Raw genomic sequence first — 18,056 nt, 5'->3', positions numbered from 1 at the left:
AATTAAATCATTTCTACTTAGGAATAATATTCCCAACCATCCTCTACTACTGGGTTTCAAAGCATGGAAATCTTGTTTTTCTGGATCAAAAGATTTGTGCTAGCTCCAGTTAGTTTTTCAGAACAACAGCAAACTAACAGTACTGTATTAAAAATTTGTACTGTACTATCATGGAAAACGGGCTTTTCAAACGTTTGAATTTTTCACCTAAAAACATCAAAACCTCAATAAAACAATATTTAAAAACACAAAAACACCATCAAAACCTCTATAAAAACTGAAAAAACAACCTATTTCAAGAATATATATACATAAAACAACCCCTTAAAATTATCATATCTCAGTACCGACTGTTATGAGGTATCCTGCCAGCAATAATGGGCTTGCGAGTTAAATTGTAGAATTGTTGAACTGTGTGATTGTAAAAGTTAGTAACCTGAGTATATCATCAATAGATAGATTGAGTTCCAGTCAGAGAAGTCGGCCTCACTTCTGCCTTTTATGATCAGTGGGACTACTTAGTTCCTTGCTTAAATGCATCACATATTCCTTGAAATATAAGCATAGCCACTTTTTTGGGCTGAGCTTAGAAAAAAGCTATTTTAAGAATTATGAGCAACAGATACACACATTTTGATGCTCCCGAAAACAATCAGTCAGACAGTTAACCAATTCAACAGTTAACCAAACAGCTCCCTTCCCCCCTAGACCATAACAGTTTTTAGCCCATATATTCCTTTCTTAGTCGATTAAATTCTTTTAAATGACCTAACCCCATGGAGCTACGATTATCAAAGGAGGCAAAAAAAACAAATCACCTAAAAACAATCTTATACCTGCTAACAGGGCTTTTATTATTACCCCAATTGCTTATTGCCCAAAAAAAGGAAGTGCAATACCTCAGTGGCAAAGACAGTAAACATACTGTCACCTGGGATTTTTACTGCACCGGAGGCAGAAACAGTGGCGAGTGGACCACCATCGAAGTCCCTTCCCATTGGGAACAACAGGGATTCGGCACTTATAATTACGGCAGGGATTATCATACCTATGGCAAATCCTTCCGCTTTGCGGATGAAAAAGGCCTATACAAACATACCTTCCAGGTCCCTGCTGACTGGAAAGGCAAAACCATCGAACTGGTATTTGAAGGTTCCATGACTGACACAGAAGTAAAGGTTAACGGCCAACTTGCCGGGGAAATTCATCAAGGTGCCTTTTATCGCTTTAAATACGACATTACCGACAAAATAAAACCTGGTGAGGACAATTTACTGGAAGTAACTGTCAGCAAAATGTCCGCGAACCATTCCGTCAACAGGGCAGAACGCTATGCAGACTATTGGATCTTTGGCGGTATCTTCAGACCCGTGTATTTGCAGGCCTTCCCCAAACAGCATATTGCCCATACGGCCATTGTTGCCGAAGCGGATGGTACCTTCAAGGCTGAAGTCCACACCCAATCCGCTGCTAAAAACAGCAAGATCAAGGCCATCATTACTGACCTGAATGGACAGGAAATCAAAACCATGGATGCCAAGGTTGACCAAAGTGGCATCACCTTGATCGAAGACCAACTAAATGATATTGCCACCTGGACCTCAGAAAGCCCCAATCTTTATGAGCTGCACCTTAGCCTAATGGATGGTAAGGCAACCATTTTCAGCACCAAAGAGCGCTTTGGCTTCCGCACCATAGAAATCAGGCAAGGGGACGGCATCTATGTCAATGGCACCAAAGTAAAATTGAAAGGGGTCAACAGACATGCTTTTTGGCCGGAAACTGGCAGGTCCCTTACTCCGGAAATCGACCTACAGGACGTATTGCTGATCAAGGAAATGAACATGAATGCCGTTCGTACGGCCCATTATCCCCCAGATCCTTCTTTCTTGGACCTTTGTGATTCCTTGGGACTTTATGTCATGGATGAACTGGGTGGATGGCAAAATGCCTATGATACCGAATCCGGTGAAAAGCTGGTCAAGGAACTCGTCATGAGAGATGTCAACCATCCTTCCATACTCTTTTGGAGCAATGGCAATGAGGGAGGGACCAATAAGGAACTGGACGATGATTTCTTACTTTATGATCCTTCCAAAAGACCTGTACTCCATGCCCACCACCGCCCGGGCAATGCCTTCAATGGAATAGATACGGACCATTATGAGAACTATAAAAGCCTAAGCAACAAGTTTAAAAGCGACAGCCTGATCTATATGCCTACCGAATTCCTGCACGGCCAGGATGATGGCGGTGCTGCTGCCGGGCTTCATGATTATTGGGAGCTGATGTGGGCTTCCAAAATGTCTGGTGGTGGTTTCCTTTGGGTATTGGCCGACGAAGGAATTATCCGAACAGATATTCACAATAAAATCGATGTTAACCGCCTCAATGCCCCTGATGGACTGGTAGGGCCTTTCAGGCAAAAAGAAGGCAGTGTCTATGCCATCAAAGAAATTTATTCCCCGGTAAAAATCCAATTGGACCAATTGCCGGAAGCCTTTGACGGCACCATTGCTTTGGAAAACCGCTACCACTTCACCAACCTCAATGAGATTACTTTCGAGTGGAAGCTGGTGGATTATAAATCCATGTCCAGTCCCCAAACAGGGTATGAGACTGTTATCTCAGGCCAATTTCAAGGCCCTGATTTGGCTCCTCTGAAGACTGGTTCCATCCAAATCCCATTGCCCGCCAACTGGCAGGAACAAGAAGGATTAAGGCTTACGGCTACCGATCAGCACGGGCAAGAAATTTACACCTGGTCCTGGCCTATTGCTCCTCTTCAAGGATTGATGGCACAGATCAAAAATGAAGATGGAGGAGAAAATGGCCACTATGAAGAAAAGGATGAACTGGTAACCATCAGTGGCGGAGGCTTTACCCTTAGCTTTGACAAGGAAACCGGCAAACTTGCCCGTATCCAGAAACCTTCAGGGCCTGAGCTTTCCTTTACTAATGGCCCTAGCTTTACCCAAGGCGATGGAGAGGTAAGTGCCATAAGCCATGAAGAAAAGGACGGCAAGCAAATCTTCAAAGTCAATTATGATGGTGCCCTGAAATACGCCCAGTGGACCATCCAGCCCAATGGTTGGGTAGCACTCACCTATGAATACGAACTGCCAGAAGGGGAATATCCCTATATGGGCATAAGCTTTGACTATCCAGAGGCCAATGTTATCAGCGCCAAATGGCTGGGCAAAGGACCTTACCGGGTTTGGAAAAACAGGCCTCAAGGACAGTTCGGTTTGCACCAAAACCTGTATAATAATACCCATACGGGTGCTACGCCATGGGAATATCCGGAGTTCAAGGGTTATTTCAGCGATATTGCCTGGATGGAGATCAATACCGCCCAAGGCAAGTTTTATGTAGTCTCTCCAGACGACAAACTCTTCGTCAGGTTGTTTGACTTCTACGGCATTTCCGGGCCTACTTCCTATCCCAAATTGCCTACAGGAGATATTTCCTTTTTGGACGGCATTCCAGCTTTGGGCAGTAAACTGGCACTGGGAATCACCTCCCGGGCAGGGGTTTATGGTCCACAGGGAGATGACAATAAAGTACTTGGCCCTGTAAAAAGAACCTTGTATTTTTATTTTGGCATCTTACAAGATTGATTTGAAATGAAGTCCATAAAGAAAGTCCACGAATCCGCCACGGCGGACAAGTTTACACGGATTTACACGAAGTTTACTTTGGTGCTGGTTGTCCCGCCAGCTGCGCGGCGGGACCAAATAAACCAGAGCTTTCAGCTCTGTTAGTTACTATTGAGCCTAAGGCTCAACTTTATCTGTCCCGCGGCACAGCCGACGGGACAACTTAAAGAGTAATTCGTGACAATTCGTGCAATCCGTGGACTATTACTAACCTGAAAACCATGAACAAACAAATTGCTTTCCGCATGAAACTACTTCCAGGCCATGAGGAAGAATATGAAAAAAGGCACCGGGAAATCTGGCCGGAATTGGTGGAACTGCTCAAGGACAGCGGAGTCGTAGATTATTCCATTTACTTGGACAAAGCAAGCTCTACCCTATTTGCCGTGCAGACCATTGCGGGCGACAGCTCTTCCCAGGATTTGGGCAGTACCGAGATCGTGCAAAAATGGTGGGCCTATATGGCCGATATCATGGAGACCCAACCGGACAATTCCCCGGTAAGTGTGCCCTTGAAGGAGGTGTTTACGCTATAGATACACACGTCATTGCGATCCCGGTCAGCCGGGAGAAGCAATCCCACATTCTGGATATGAGATTGCTTCGTCGTCGTCCCTCCTCCTCGCAATGACGTTCTACTAATCGTCACTGCGAGGCCGAAGAATGAGGCCGTGGCAGTCTCGACGAACGGCGAACCAAACATATAAAACCAAATTCGACCATAAACAACCCAAAATGAAACTCAAAACAGGCCTTTATTCCTTAAGCTTAGCCACAGCAATATCTACTTTTTCCTGCCAGCAAAACAGCAATACCCAAACAGACGCCCAAATCCAGGCAGGCAGCTGGCCAGAAATCAGCCAGACCTCCAAACCTTGGACCCGATGGTGGTGGATGGGCAATGCGGTGGACAAAGAGAACCTGAGCTATCTCTTGCACGAGTATGCTGATGCTGGACTTGGCGGAGTGGAGATTGCTCCGATCTATGGGGCCAAAGGTTATGAGGATCGTTATTTGGACTTCCTGTCCAAACCATGGCTGGACATGCTCCACTATACCGTGGATGTGGCCGATAGCCTGGGCATGGGGGTGGACCTGACCCAAGGTACCGGATGGCCATTTGGAGGACCTTTTGTGGAACCCCATTTTGCCGCTTCCAAATTGGAAATCAAGAATTTTGATTTTGATGGCAATGGGACTTTTAAGGCCGATTTGAACATCATCAATGAAAGGCACCCTGCCCTTTCGCCCAAACTACTTGCTGTGATGGCCTATGGTGAAAATGGACAGGTCGAAGATATCACCACTCAGGTAGCAGAAAATGGGGAAATAAATTGGGAGGCGGCAGGAAACTGGAAAATCATGGCCATCTATAATGGCAAAACCGGGCAAAAAGTAAAACGCGCCGCTCCCGGAGGTCAAGGTTATGTACTAGACCATTACGCTGAAGAGGCCATTGAAGATTACTTGGGGGAATTTGATAGTGCCTTTAGCCAACAAACACCGGGCATCCGAAGCTTTTATAATGACAGTTTTGAGGTTTATGGGGCCAATTTCACCCAAGACTTCTTGGAGGAATTCCAACAACGTAGAGGCTATGACCTCAAGCCTCACTTACCCGAACTGCTTGGCAAAACAGACAGCGAAAACTCCCGCCGAATCAAATCGGATTATCGGGAAACCTTACACGAACTGCTCTTGGAACACTTTACCCAGCGATGGACCGATTGGGCGCATAATAAAGGCAAGCTGACCAAAAACCAGGCCCATGGCTCCCCGGGCAACCTGATCGACCTCTATGCCACCGTAGACATTCCCGAATGCGAAACCTTTGGCTCCAGCTATTTCCCCATCCCGGGATTGCGCAGGGACAGTGCCGATATCCGCAATGTGGATCCCGATCCCATTATGCTTAAGTTTGCCTCTTCCGCTGGCCACCTGGCCGGAAAAGAACTCATCTCCTGCGAAACCTTCACCTGGCTGGGCGAGCATTTCAAAAGCTCCTTTTCACAGATGAAGCCTGAGGTGGACCAAGCCTTCTTGGCGGGCATCAACCATGTGTTCTACCATGGGGTGACCTATTCCCCTAAGGATGTGGAATTCCCAGGCTGGTTATTTTATGCCTCCCTGAACTTGACCCAACAAAACAGCCTTTGGCCCCATTTCAAAAGCTTTAATGAATATATCGCCCGCTGTCAGTCCGTACTCCAGGCTGGCAAACCGGACAATGAACTGATCATGTACTGGCCGGTGTATGATGTATGGGCGGATGAGGGCAATATGTTCCAGATGATCTCCGTGCACCATATCGACCACTGGCTGCATCCCACGCAGTTTTATGCACAGTCCACCGCCTTGATGAAACAAGGTTATGCGGTGGATTTTGCTTCCGACAAACTATTGGCGGGAGCGCAAGTCATCGACGGTAAGGTCCAAACCCATGCAGAAGCAAGGCCTGCCAAAGCCCTGCTGATCCCTGCCATGGAATACCTACCAGTCAAGACCTTGGAAAGCATTTTAGCATTGGCCGAGGAAGGGGCTACGGTCATCTTCCAGGAACAGCCTAGGCAGGTGCCGGGCTTTGATAACGTGGAAGAAAGAAAAGCTGCCCTGAACAAGGCTTGGGAACAACTCAACTTCAATGAACAGGGCATCGCCACCCATGGCAAAGGCAAGGTGATCCTGAATCAGGATATTAAGGCGGCCTTAGAAACCGAAAGCATACAACGGGAAGAACTGGCCGATACAGGCCTGCAGTTTATCCGTAGGGCAGTGGGTAAGGACAAATACTATTTCTTGGTCAACCACACTGACAAGACCATCCAAAAAGAAATCCCGCTGAACCTAAGCGCCCAAACGGTAAGCATCATGGATCCGCTGAGCGGCGCAACAGGCTTGGCCCAAAGCAGCATCGAGGGAGAAAAGACCATGGTCAAGGTTCATTTAGCATCTGGACAAAGCCTGATCCTACAGACCAGCCAAGCAGCGCATAATGATATCCCTGCTTGGAGATACCTGGATACCACCAACCAACAAATCACCCTAGAAGGCCCTTGGCAAGTCCATTTCGATAATGGTGGACCGGAGCTACCAGAAGATCAAAGCATGGCAACCATTCAGCCTTGGACCAATCAGGGGGATGACATAGCCGACCACTTCTCCGGACAGGCTACTTATAGCAGTACCTTTACTATTCAAAAAGAAGCCGGAAAAAGCTATCTGCTTAAACTGGGCAAGGTCTACGAAAGCGCCAAAATCTCGATCAATGGCCAGGAAGCCGGCTATGCCTGGAGCCTTCCTTACCAGCTAAGGATCGGGGAATTCCTCAAAGACGGAGAAAACGAAATCAAGATCCAGGTCGCCAACCTCATGGCCAACCGCATCCGCTATATGGACCAGCAAGGCCTGGAATGGAGAAATTACCACGAAATCAACTTTGTCAATATCAACTATAAACCTTTCGATGCCTCCAACTGGAAGGTCATGCCTTCAGGTATTGAGGGGCCAGTGGTGATTGAGGTTTTTGAAGATTAGATGGGAGATTTGAGATGTGAGACGCTAGACATAAAAAACGAAATTAGTTGTCCCGCTGTCTCTGACGCGGGACCTACTCTCAATCTTAGCTTAATCCTTATTTGCAAAAATACAAAAGGGGAAAAAGCTTTCCCCATAATTATCCCTTTCCCAGCACCACTCGTTCAACACTGCATTCATGCCTGCCCGCCATAGGAGGGTTCGGCCGATCCGGCCACATGAATGCTTAGTTATTTTCTAATAATGATTCAAATAATTCACTGTTTTTGTCATTTTTTTCTTGTAAGCTTTTTTCTAGTTTCATTAATTCTTCTAAAACCCTCTTTTCTAGTGAATGTTCTAAGAACCAATCTACTAATTTGATTTCTTTAAAAGCTGTAGAAATTGGAACTAAACGTTCTTTATTATTTACTGGAAGAATGTCAGGATTAATAACATTTGAATTATTAGGTTCTAGCTCTGTATTAATATTATAAATACGGATAATCAATCTTGTTATTCCTAGGTTTAAAGATTTTTCAGATACAATTCCTTTTTTTCTTTCTTCTCCTCTTTTGACCGAAAGACCAGCTAATTTTTTTTGGTGATAATCAACATCATCAAAATAAAGTCTTGCAAATTTTCTGAATACAGTTTTGTTTATTTTCCCTTTAAAGCCGATGTTTTCTTTAAACTCTGTTAAAAATGGGATTATTAGTTTTTCTTCAATCATTTTTGGGTTCATTCCGAAAGCGAGTTGAAGAGTTATATCGGTATCTGCTTTTTTGGAAAATTCCTTAATAAGTTGAATTTGATTTTTTTCACTAGCTGCAACTAAATAGCACGCTGAAAAATATTCTTGGAATGACCTGTGTGTATATTCATAAACGGTTCCATCTTGGAGAAGCATACAAAATGCTCTCAATAGGTCAGTAATTAAATCTTTTATATCGCAGTTGCAATCTGCTAATTTCATTGCTTTATTTAAATAATCTTTTAATTCGTGATTATTAAATGAAGTCTGTGTTTTTAAATAAGTTATAAGTGAAAACGCTGACATTATATCTTTACCTTTATTGACTGGTAAATTTGTTAGAGTTGGTCTTTTAAAGGATTTTGAAGCATCGTGACGATAATATAATGCTTCGAATGCAAGTGAATAAAAATTGTGTAATTCAGACGGAATTGAAGCACTATCTCTATATGTAATTAGCATTATTGATAACAATAATGGATTTTCAAAAAATGACCGATGTGAATCATAAAGATTACTCTCTAATTCCTGAATAAAATTATTTTTGATTTCTAAATCAAAATTTAAACGTTTAACTAAGCTAATTGCTTTTTCTAGAGTTAATGGTTCTGTCCTTAATTCAATAAAATTTGTCCAAGAAATAAAGTCTTGCCCTGGTCTTGATGTTACTATAAAATCACATTTTGAATAAGATTGAGAAATCAAATCAATTTCATTTCCTAATTCTTGAGCAAATAGAGGAGATAATTCGTCAAAGCCATCTAACAAAAAAATAAAATTCCCCTTATCAAAAGCTTGATCCAAGTAATTTGACTCTAGATTAACTTTTCTTAATTGTAAGGTTTTATGAATAAAATCAATTAGAGTAGATTCGTTTTTTTCAACATCTCTCAATTCTATAAAAATTGGAATTTTTTTTGTTGATTCGATTGAATTAAGTAAAAGATACTTTAAAAATGTAGATTTTCCAGAACCTCCCGTACCAGTAATAATTATAGGTTTTTTTAAATCTAATAAGTCTTGAATTTTTGGTGATTCAAGTCTTAATCTGTCATTAAATAAGTCAATGGGTTCGTAAAAATGTTTTATTGATTGCGGAGTGTCACGATAAATAATAGTTTTCGTACTTGAATATTTTCTTTCAATACCCTCTAAATATTCAGAAAAAGTTCTTTTTAATCTTGCTTTTATTTGATTGCTTTTGTCTGAAATGAAGTTTTTAGATGAATCGAAGAGACTTTCAGCATTTGCTGTTATTATTTCTGCTATTAACTTATTTGAATCTATATTTTCCATTTAATTTTCATAATTAAACACAACGTTGAGTGTATGCGCAGTGTGCCTGTGTTGCGCCTGCGGCAGGCATATTACGCATGACACATTGTTTTCATTTCGTTGTTTATTCACTTGTTATCACTTCTAAATCAATCTTATATGTTTCCAATAAATGATTTTCTGTCACAGCTATTAATTCTAATTGTTGTTCAGATGCAGACTCGGCAGACAATCCTGGTTGAACTATAAAGATTTTAAAATCCGTTTTATAAAAACGTTTACTCTTTTCTTTTATTAATGAAAGTTCTTTTAAGTCGCCTTTTTCAAATCGAGAATTTTTGGATTGATTAACCCTACGCGACTCTCTTTGAATCATATGTTTGAATAATTCAAAACCTCCTTTACCTTTCCAAAAAACACTTTTCTGTGCCTGTCCACAAACTTCGTATAAATCACTAATTCTAGCGCCAGCATTTTCTCCATGCGAATACTTCAAGTGATAAAGTTCTACCTTTATTTTCTTTGCTATCTCATCAACTTTGATGGTAATCAAATCTGCAGCCTCTCCTGAGCTATCATCATCGAAAATAATATCGAAATCTTTTTGTAAAAGTTCTGATATAACTTTATGCTGAATATTATCTGTAGCTTTTTGTTCTCCTTGTGATTCTTTTCTTATATCAACGCCCGTCCAATCCCATGTTAATAATTTATTTCGGTCATATGAGCTCCCATCAAAAACAAAATCAACAAATTGATTTCCTTCTAACCAAGCTCCATTAAAGAATCGAATTATTGGAGAATAACTATAAAAGTATTCTGAGATGCTGTGAGTAGTTGCCCCGAACTGAATAGAACATGCGGCTTCAACGTTTATGAAATTAAAATCATCTTCAGTTATTGCTAATTTATAAACAGATCTAAACCTTTCATTTGATAATACAATATGTATCTCACCTGTTTCAGAAGGATTCAGAAGCTCTAACGAAATAGAATCTAGAGGATATGAAATGTCATTCTGAACTATAAAAACGGCTTGTTCATTTTTCTTGTACACCTCTTCATTCCATTCTACAGATATAGGCATTAATGTTGGTCTACTCTTTATTGTGTGTGGATATATAGCTCCACTTAAAATAGTATTTGGGTCTATTGATTCGTCTAGAAGCTTATCACCAGTATAATTGCACCAGTTAATTAACTCCTCAATATTTCCATTTTTACGAGTCCATATTCTACCTTTATATGAGCAACCAATAGAAATTTTGTCTCCATTTTCAAAGCCTACACCGAATATATTCGATTTAATTTTATTTAGAAGTTGTACAGGACTAAGTGCAGGTTCAATATCTTCTCCTGTGTACATGGTGAAGTTCCGCTGTTTCCCAAGTTGTTCTTTTAGACCTACATTATTTATTTTCAATCTAGTAATATTACCTAAACTGCGATAGACATCTTCTGCATTAATTGGTGAAGCTGTGCCCATTGATACTGCTGCAGCAAGTTTTTCAAACATACTACCATTTGCTGAGCAGTTTATATATAGTAATTGTTGCTCTTGATTCCAATAAACTACATATAAAGTCCATTCTAAGCGATATATATCTTTTAAGTCTCCCCATTTTACAGCAACTTTATTACCTGTCACCAATACCAAGGTTCTTTGTTCACTATTAATATCGTGATAAACTTGGTCAAAGTTATCTATTCCAATAATCCCTTTTTCAAAGTTATTTGGTTGCCATGTATCTGTATTGGTTTTGTATACAACTGTACTTAATGCTGGCCTTATATTCTGTAATTGAATTTCATCAGGAAATTTATCAAAACCTTGCATAAATTCATACAAACTTTCTTGCTCTCTAGCGGTATCATCTGAAATAACAGGTAAAATTTGATTCCAATCTGAATCTTGTGAATATAAAGCTTGAAGTTCATTTGCAACTTCAACATTAGCAAGGTTTGCAACAATTGATGCGTTTCCAAGATTGCTATCTCTGCTTGTTCTTGTAAACCTACCGGCTAATTGCAAGGTAATCGGCAAACTCTTCTTTATGTCGTGAAATGCTGCAATTTTAAGTTCTGGCATATCAAATCCTTCACCAAACATATCTACGCAAATTATAATCTGTGTTTGATAACTCAATATCTTATCCCTAGCATCTTTTTGCTGTTGTTGATTTAAACCTGTATGAACTTGGATAGGGTTGAATTCTTCGAATTGCCTATAGATTTCATAAACTTCATTTGCACGTTTAGTTGAATTCACCCTTGCCATCAATATGTGGTTTTTCCCATCAGCTAAATCAGTTCTTAATATTTCAACAGCCTTTTCAGCAATTGATTTATCATATTCAGCAGAATTAAATTCATATATAGGATGATATTCAATCCTTTTAAAATAGCCTTCCTCTTGTGCCTTTTTTAAGGGATAATTGAAGATAATCTTACCTCCAATTGACTTATCATCATTTCTAAATGGAGTCGCAGTAAATTGCAAAATATATTTCCCCTTAAATGCAGAAATGAAAGTTCTCCATGTCTTGGCTGCAATATGGTGCGCTTCATCAATAAATAAGTGAGAACAAGATTCAGAAATGTAAGATTGGATTTGAGAGCTTACTTGTCCAACAACGCTCATTGTACTTACAACAACATTGCAATTGTCAAAAAAAGTTTTTACTTCCTCTTCTGTCGATGGCCGATGCTTTAGTATTCCAACCCTAGGATATAATGCTGATGAATTTAAAATATTCAACTTTTTTAATAACCCTAGAGTTATAAACTTCTTTGCTAACTGAGAGCGTAAAGCATCTGATGGAACGATTATTAGAATTTTATCGCAATTTGCAGCTACAAGTAAAGATAGCATAGTTTCAGTTTTACCTGTCCCTGTTGGCATTACAATTGTTGCTGGTTCATAACCAATTTGCCAATGTGCTAAAGTTGCATAAATACCCCCAATTTGTGGAGAACGAAGCCCTTCCGTTCCTTGCTTTAGATTTTCTTGCTTAAAGGAGAAGGCGCCATAAAATGATTGTTTTATTTCCTGACAAGTATTTGGTTCTGAAAAACCAGGGTGCTTTACCCAAGTACAACCGTCAAGATTTCCCTCTCTGATTCTTTCAATATCTTTTGTATAAAGTACTAATTCAAAATTGTCATTGGCAGACCAATCTTTCTTGGGAGAAATTAAAATCTGACGTCCCTCATTTTCTGTAAAAACATAACCATTTACTCTATTATATGAATGTTCTTCAATAATTCCTTCAGTTTCTTGTATATCAAAATCCAATTGAAAAACAGGGTCTTTCCCAATTTTCTCATTCAATTTTAAGTAACAAGGTAAGGTGACTTTCATAATTTCTTGGTTATTGTTAATACTTGTAGGGTGTCTTTTTCAACATGAAGCACAACCGTTTGGCTATGTACAGTGTCCCGAAGGCCATTGCCTATAGGTGTTATTGTAGCCAGTTTTCATATTTTTTCTAATATTTCTATCTCTCCATCAAAGATTCCTTCTGCATCAATTGTCCATTTTTGATTTGGAGTCCAATATAATTCAGCCTGTTCAAGATATTGATTTACATTCTGTACATCACTGTATAAACTCTTTTCACTCGCAACGTGCATTTCTCCATTTAATCTGATTTTATATGTCACCGTATTATCAGTTTGCAAAGCGTTCTTCCAATATTCAACTCCTTCCTTTTGACAAATCCAAATGGCGTTATGTCGTGAAGGGAGATGTGGACAATTTTCCTTTCGATAATTTTCTAATACAATTTCTCTTAGCATCATTGAAGTCTTGTTCAAGGCGAAATTTGTGAAATGGAAATAGGAATAGAGTCTTTTATTCTTCTCAGAGTCAGGAAGCTTTAAAAGATTCTCATATGCTGTACGATATGGAACTTTATCTTTAACTTGAGGGAATCGTAAATCCATTGAGAAGATGTTCTTAGAAAAGTTGTTCGGACGAGAATTCCAGTGAAATTTATTGCCCAACTCCCATTCCTTTGTTATAGTTGCTGATCTTTTTAGGTGAAAGAATTCTTTGTTTTCTATTTTCATATTTTAATGCAGCACAACGAGTGAATAAACGCATTGCGTTTATACCTGATATATTTTTCCCATTTTCAAGCATTTACATTCACTTATAAATGTTTGAAAATTGATTAATCCCAAACATAACCAATCCCCAAAAAACAAAAAATACCCCATCTGGGGTATTTTTAGATATAATTGGTAAAATTTTAGTCCTTTTAGTGTGGTTGGGCTTTTAATTAGGGAGTAGAAAGGAGAGGAACAGGGGGATCTGTTCTTGAGCAATTCACTTTGAGATGCCTAAATATTAAAACGTCTAGGATGCTATATTTGAGATTGCCTGCCTTCCGGCAGGCAGGCTTCACTAAGTTTCTCTTCGTTCGCAATGACGGATTCCTAACCCATTTTGGGGTTTTGCTACTTTTTTCATCAATAGCCTGCCTCGAAGGATTACGGGGGAAAAAAGTAGATAAGTAAAAGCCCCTGCTGATTTAATTAGATCGGATTCTTGTTGTATATGCTGTTTGCATTTAGTGAGTGTCCTAGACCTCACCTTACGGGTGAACAAGCACCCTCGATACATTTCTTAATCTACAATAAGTTCAATCCTATCTTGTCCTCGTTGTAACGAGGACTCCTAAATCTAAGCGTTTTAAACGCTATAATCCATATTAAAACCGCCTTGCAAACGCGGGTTAGCAAGGGATAAACTTAAGTCGAAGCCCTGCTGATATTAGATCGGATTTTTGTTGTATATGCTGTTTGCATTTAGTGAGTGTCCTAGACCTCACTTTACGGGTGAACAAGCACCCTCGATACATTTTGTTAATCTACAATGAGTTCAATCCCTGCCTTCTCGGCTTTGTACTTTATTTTTGTCATTAGTTCATAATAACTCCAGTTCCGTAACACAAATTCTTCTTCCTTAGCTATTCCGATCTTATCCTCCTGATTTAATAAAATGAGTGTTCCGACCTGATGTTTAATACAGAAATCAATGAGTTTTCTGCTGTATTGATGTATGCGATCACGTATATAATCAGCTTCCATATGGTGAAACTTGTTCACCGCTTTAAGTTTTCGTTTACGCCCTTTTCCTGATTTGCAGTAGGTAGCGCCTACCTGTGCCCTTCTACAGGCTGCTTGTATGGCCAACCTCCTGTAAAGAAACTCTTCTCTGGTTCCAATACTGAGTTTTGTCTTACCGGTTTTTACCACTATAGGGTATTCCAGAGAGAGTGATGCTTCTGCTATTACCTCGGGTTTTAGTCCGTGCTCTTCCTTTTCAATTTCAAATACTGCCAGCCAAAAGATTTTTCCATCTTCGAGTTTAATATGTGAAGTGCATAGCTTAATATCATCATTTAGCAAACGCGCTAATAGTTGTCTTTTGTCGGTAAAATCTCCACCTAAATAGGTCTTAAATGGAATTTTAAATAAATGAAAGCAAAAAGCTTTTTTATCTTCTTCATAGGATAGCCCTTTTATGTTCCTTGGCCTAAATGGAAAAGCGATGTCTCGTCTTAAGTTTTCCAGAGAACGTAGCCCTTTCCAATATTCCAATTTATTTTTATTAAAAGTAGATAGTAAGGTGTTATTCATACAGGACAAAATATCGGTAGGGACTTCGCCTTTAAAGCGATTTGACACCACCCGATAGGTGCTACCGATACGGGAACGTTCCAAGATGCCAGCTGCATCTTTCTTTTCATCGGCCAGTTTATACCTGACCCCTTCTGTGAGATAAAAAAAATCCTTAATCATTTCTTGTACATACAAATGGGAAACGATAAGGTTGGCTGCTCTAAAACATCGATTCCGCCATCGGTAAAGCGTACTCAATGCCTCCTTCTTTTCTTCTTTGGTGGGCAGGTCAACCAATAACTGGATCTTTCGGGTTAATTTTAGTGTAGGCTTTTCCATGCTAAACGGATTCGAACTGTTTTTCCTTCCATAGTTTATATGCGGTAACAAATTCTTTGTGAGCTTCCTTTTGAGACAGGTTCAGCGCTTCGGCAATTAGCGCAAAGGAATACTTCATATGGCATCTGAGTTCCAATATCCTTTCCTGTTCCTCGGTCATCTCCTCTGGACCTTTTATATCACTACCAGGAGATTTTTGCTTATATGCGCTTGTATTTCCATGATGTACGATGGTTTTAATGTCCTGAATAGCCCGTTTTATCTCATTACTGGTTTCAGTGATACCCTTTCCCATAGCCTGGGCAATGGCTTTATACTGAAAGCCATATTTTAAACAGAGCGCAATCAAATTCCTTCTTTCTGCATTGAGCAATGGCAATATAGTTTGGATTCGGTCGAAAGCTTTTTGTTCCGATTCCTGGTCTTTCAGATTTTCAGACACACTTTCCGGGTCGTAGCCCACCATATAGTCTTGGTAATTATCATAATCCTCTAATGAATTGACTTCCCTTAAAAACTTATTTCTGGGTTTATAATAGTAGGAGATGCATTCCTTTTTCATCACAAACTTTAAGAAATAGAGAATATGCTCCGGTCTTTCTATTCTGTCCCTATAAAACCATAATTTTAAAAAAGTATCCTGAACTAAAGTTTCTATTGCAAACTGATCATTCAGTATTCTTCTACCGATCCAAAAGATGATGCCACGATATTGGGTATGAATATGTTCTAAAGCAGAAGGGTCACCTTTTTTTAATAATTCGTAATACTTTTCCAAGGGCTTGTGCATACTTTTCATAAGCATAAAGTTTTGCAGATAGCGTTTGTTTTTGGAATACTTAAGGTTAAAGAATTCCCTTGCAAGACTTCATAATGATCCTATGCAGAAACCTTTGCTTTGGAGGATAAGCACATTCCGAACACCCATGGAATATAAAATAGGAGGGCGTGGAACTCTACTTATCTAATCGGAGGTACTGGCATACCATTGGAACGATAAGAGAGCCCACGCCCGGGTCGTGAGCAAATCTGCTTATCATCTCGTTCCTAAAAGAAAAGTGCCAGTTTTCCGATTGGAGACTCAAAGCAATTGCTTCTAGTATTTTCTATTTGAAGAATTGCAGATATATGTATTCATATCAAAGATAAAAAAAATATTTAAAGGATACATATATGTATCCTTTTTTTCGATTTTAAAGCAGGAATTTTATTCTCATGAAAGAGAATAGTTTCAAAGAAGAGAAAGAAGCTTTAGGGTATAGAATTAGAGAACTTAGAGAGAAAGTTATTGATGCTGAAACAAATAAACCACTTTCACAAGAAGAATTGGGTTATCGCACCGGTTTTGCCAAAAAAACAATTGGAGAGATTGAGAGAGGTAATACAAATCCTACCTACGAAACCCTCTTAAAAATATCGTTACAAGTAAAAGTATCTATAAAGGAGCTCTATAACTTTGACATGAAAAAGTATATATCCTTAGCTAAAAAAAGCAAGAATAAAAAAGAGAATATTATTAGATAGAAATACTTTATGTGATTTATTAAATACGCGTTCATTTGAGATTAAGACAAATATGCCCTATTGACAATTCGCTTATTTCGCTATTTTTTACGGCTTTTCGACCGATTTTTATATGGCCCTAGGGGGAGATAAGTGAGAAATTTAAGATTGCTAAATGGAAGAAAAGTGACTGAAAAGGAAAAACTTGGAAAATATTTATTAAAACTTAGGGAAAAAATACCGAGTAAAGAGTATGATAAAGAACATATTTCTCAAAAAGAACTTGCTGACAATAATACTAGTTTGACCAAATTCTTAATTGGGACAATAGAAAGAGGAGAAGCCAATCCCACCTTAGATAAATTGATTTTTTTAGCCAAAGCGTTAAATTTAAAGACAATAAGCCTATTCGAATTAGAAATTAATGTAGATAAGTATATTAAAGAACTAAAGAAAAAATAATCTCCCTCTGGTTCTTGTTAGAGATTGATGTTAAAATAAGCAAAATAATTTTTTGGACAGTAAACTATATATGTGTATCTGCAACAATGCACGTAGTTAGTGCAATTCAAAATAATAAACGGAAACCAGGAATCCGGCACTTTGAGCATTCGATTTTGGAACGGTTGGCACTTATCCACCAACTTCGATTGGTTTCTCAAGTTTTCTCAAATTCCAATTTCTATTAATCCATTGTCCCTTATCCCATTTCTTTGTCCAAATGCTTTTGAACTGTGGATTTATGTTGGAGGAGTCCGGTACATAAGTCAGTACATCAGCGGTGGTGAAATAAAACTCAACAAATTGTCCTAGATGACTGTGATGAGTAATCTTAACTAACTCATATTTATTTTTCAAATCGTTTAAGTTCGAAATAAACTCAAACGGATCTTTCTTGCTTAGTGAATCTGAGTGTACAACTTTAATTAATTTATCCCAATTCTTATATATCTGAACTTCATTGTCAGATTTCACCAACTTTAGATTGAAAAGTGAAGTGTCATACTCCAAGTTGATAGAAAAATCATTGATAAATCTCTCTGGTCCGTGAATGATTAATTCTAACGTGATGTCCCCACGCGAAAATTGAAGATTGTATCTCGATTCCTCAATTGAGTCATTTTGCCAAAATCCACTTGGCCCCCTATAAACAAAATGTAAGTGCTGCAAAGTCCCTAAATCCACGGAGTCAATTTCGTCAATAAGTTCTTTTGCTTTCTCGTTTATGTTTACTGTTTCAGTTTTTCGTTCTTCACAGGAAAAAATGAAGAGTCCAACTGTCAGTATTACTAATTGTAGAAATCTTATCATAAATGCTTACCGCTAACGCACAGGTTTCGGGCGTATATCCCTCAGCTAGTGATTAGCACTAAACTAGTAAAATC

11 protein-coding genes are annotated in these 18,056 nt (G+C 39.1%); 5 read left to right on the top strand and 6 right to left on the bottom strand.

Features of this window, described 5'->3' with window-relative positions; all coding sequences use genetic code 11:
• The first annotated feature begins 776 nt into the window (after window positions 1-776).
• The 3 genes from H7U17_RS07115 to H7U17_RS07105 all read left to right on the top strand — a co-directional run bounded on the left by H7U17_RS07115 (window position 777) and on the right by H7U17_RS07105 (window position 7,193).
• Window positions 777-3,620 (top strand): glycoside hydrolase family 2 TIM barrel-domain containing protein, encoded by a 2,844-nt coding sequence (locus H7U17_RS07115; RefSeq protein ID WP_186755969.1) that lies wholly within the window; start codon window positions 777-779, stop codon window positions 3,618-3,620.
• Between the two features lie 260 nt (window positions 3,621-3,880).
• Window positions 3,881-4,195: an L-rhamnose mutarotase gene (rhaM, locus tag H7U17_RS07110; protein WP_186755968.1), complete on the top strand. Its 315-nt coding sequence runs from the start codon at window positions 3,881-3,883 to the stop codon at window positions 4,193-4,195.
• Between the two features lie 199 nt (window positions 4,196-4,394).
• Window positions 4,395-7,193, top strand: coding sequence for a glycosyl hydrolase (locus tag H7U17_RS07105; RefSeq protein WP_186755967.1), 2,799 nt, complete (start codon window positions 4,395-4,397; stop codon window positions 7,191-7,193).
• A gap of 226 nt (window positions 7,194-7,419) precedes the next feature.
• Here the strand turns inward: H7U17_RS07105 and H7U17_RS07100 are convergent, their stop codons facing one another.
• The 5 genes from H7U17_RS07100 to H7U17_RS07080 form a co-directional block, all read right to left on the bottom strand.
• Window positions 7,420-9,222, bottom strand: coding sequence for an NACHT domain-containing protein (locus H7U17_RS07100; protein WP_186755966.1), 1,803 nt, complete (start codon window positions 9,220-9,222; stop codon window positions 7,420-7,422).
• A gap of 103 nt (window positions 9,223-9,325) precedes the next feature.
• Window positions 9,326-12,562, bottom strand: coding sequence for a DEAD/DEAH box helicase (locus H7U17_RS07095; RefSeq protein ID WP_186755965.1), 3,237 nt, complete (start codon window positions 12,560-12,562; stop codon window positions 9,326-9,328).
• Between the two features lie 116 nt (window positions 12,563-12,678).
• Window positions 12,679-13,272, bottom strand: coding sequence for a DUF2441 domain-containing protein (locus H7U17_RS07090; protein ID WP_186755964.1), 594 nt, complete (start codon window positions 13,270-13,272; stop codon window positions 12,679-12,681).
• 798 nt (window positions 13,273-14,070) lie between these two features.
• Window positions 14,071-15,168, bottom strand: a complete 1,098-nt coding sequence (locus H7U17_RS07085) for a hypothetical protein (RefSeq protein ID WP_186755963.1) — start codon at window positions 15,166-15,168, stop codon at window positions 14,071-14,073.
• A gap of 1 nt (window position 15,169) precedes the next feature.
• The gene (locus H7U17_RS07080) at window positions 15,170-15,967 is read right to left on the bottom strand and encodes an RNA polymerase sigma factor (protein ID WP_222439155.1); all 798 of its coding nucleotides are present in this window, start codon (window positions 15,965-15,967) and stop codon (window positions 15,170-15,172) included.
• A 416-nt stretch (window positions 15,968-16,383) separates the two neighbouring features.
• On the opposite strand from H7U17_RS07080, the gene H7U17_RS07075 reads away from it, so the two are divergent.
• Together H7U17_RS07075 and H7U17_RS07070 are read left to right on the top strand one after the other, a co-directional pair.
• Entirely contained in the window at window positions 16,384-16,692 is a 309-nt protein-coding gene (locus tag H7U17_RS07075; RefSeq protein ID WP_186755962.1) for a helix-turn-helix domain-containing protein, read from the top strand.
• A gap of 165 nt (window positions 16,693-16,857) precedes the next feature.
• Complete coding sequence (locus H7U17_RS07070) at window positions 16,858-17,133, top strand: helix-turn-helix domain-containing protein (RefSeq protein ID WP_186755961.1); 276 nt, start codon at window positions 16,858-16,860, stop codon at window positions 17,131-17,133.
• A gap of 171 nt (window positions 17,134-17,304) precedes the next feature.
• On the opposite strand, the gene H7U17_RS07065 is transcribed toward H7U17_RS07070, so the two are convergent.
• Complete coding sequence (locus H7U17_RS07065) at window positions 17,305-17,982, bottom strand: hypothetical protein (RefSeq protein ID WP_186755960.1); 678 nt, start codon at window positions 17,980-17,982, stop codon at window positions 17,305-17,307.
• Window positions 17,983-18,056: the final 74 nt, after the last annotated feature.

The organism is Echinicola salinicaeni, from assembly GCF_014280965.1.
In the GTDB taxonomy this organism is placed as follows: domain Bacteria; phylum Bacteroidota; class Bacteroidia; order Cytophagales; family Cyclobacteriaceae; genus Echinicola; species Echinicola salinicaeni.
The sequence above is the reverse complement of the archived record's forward strand: the minus strand, read 5'-3'. Positions and strand labels throughout refer to the sequence as shown.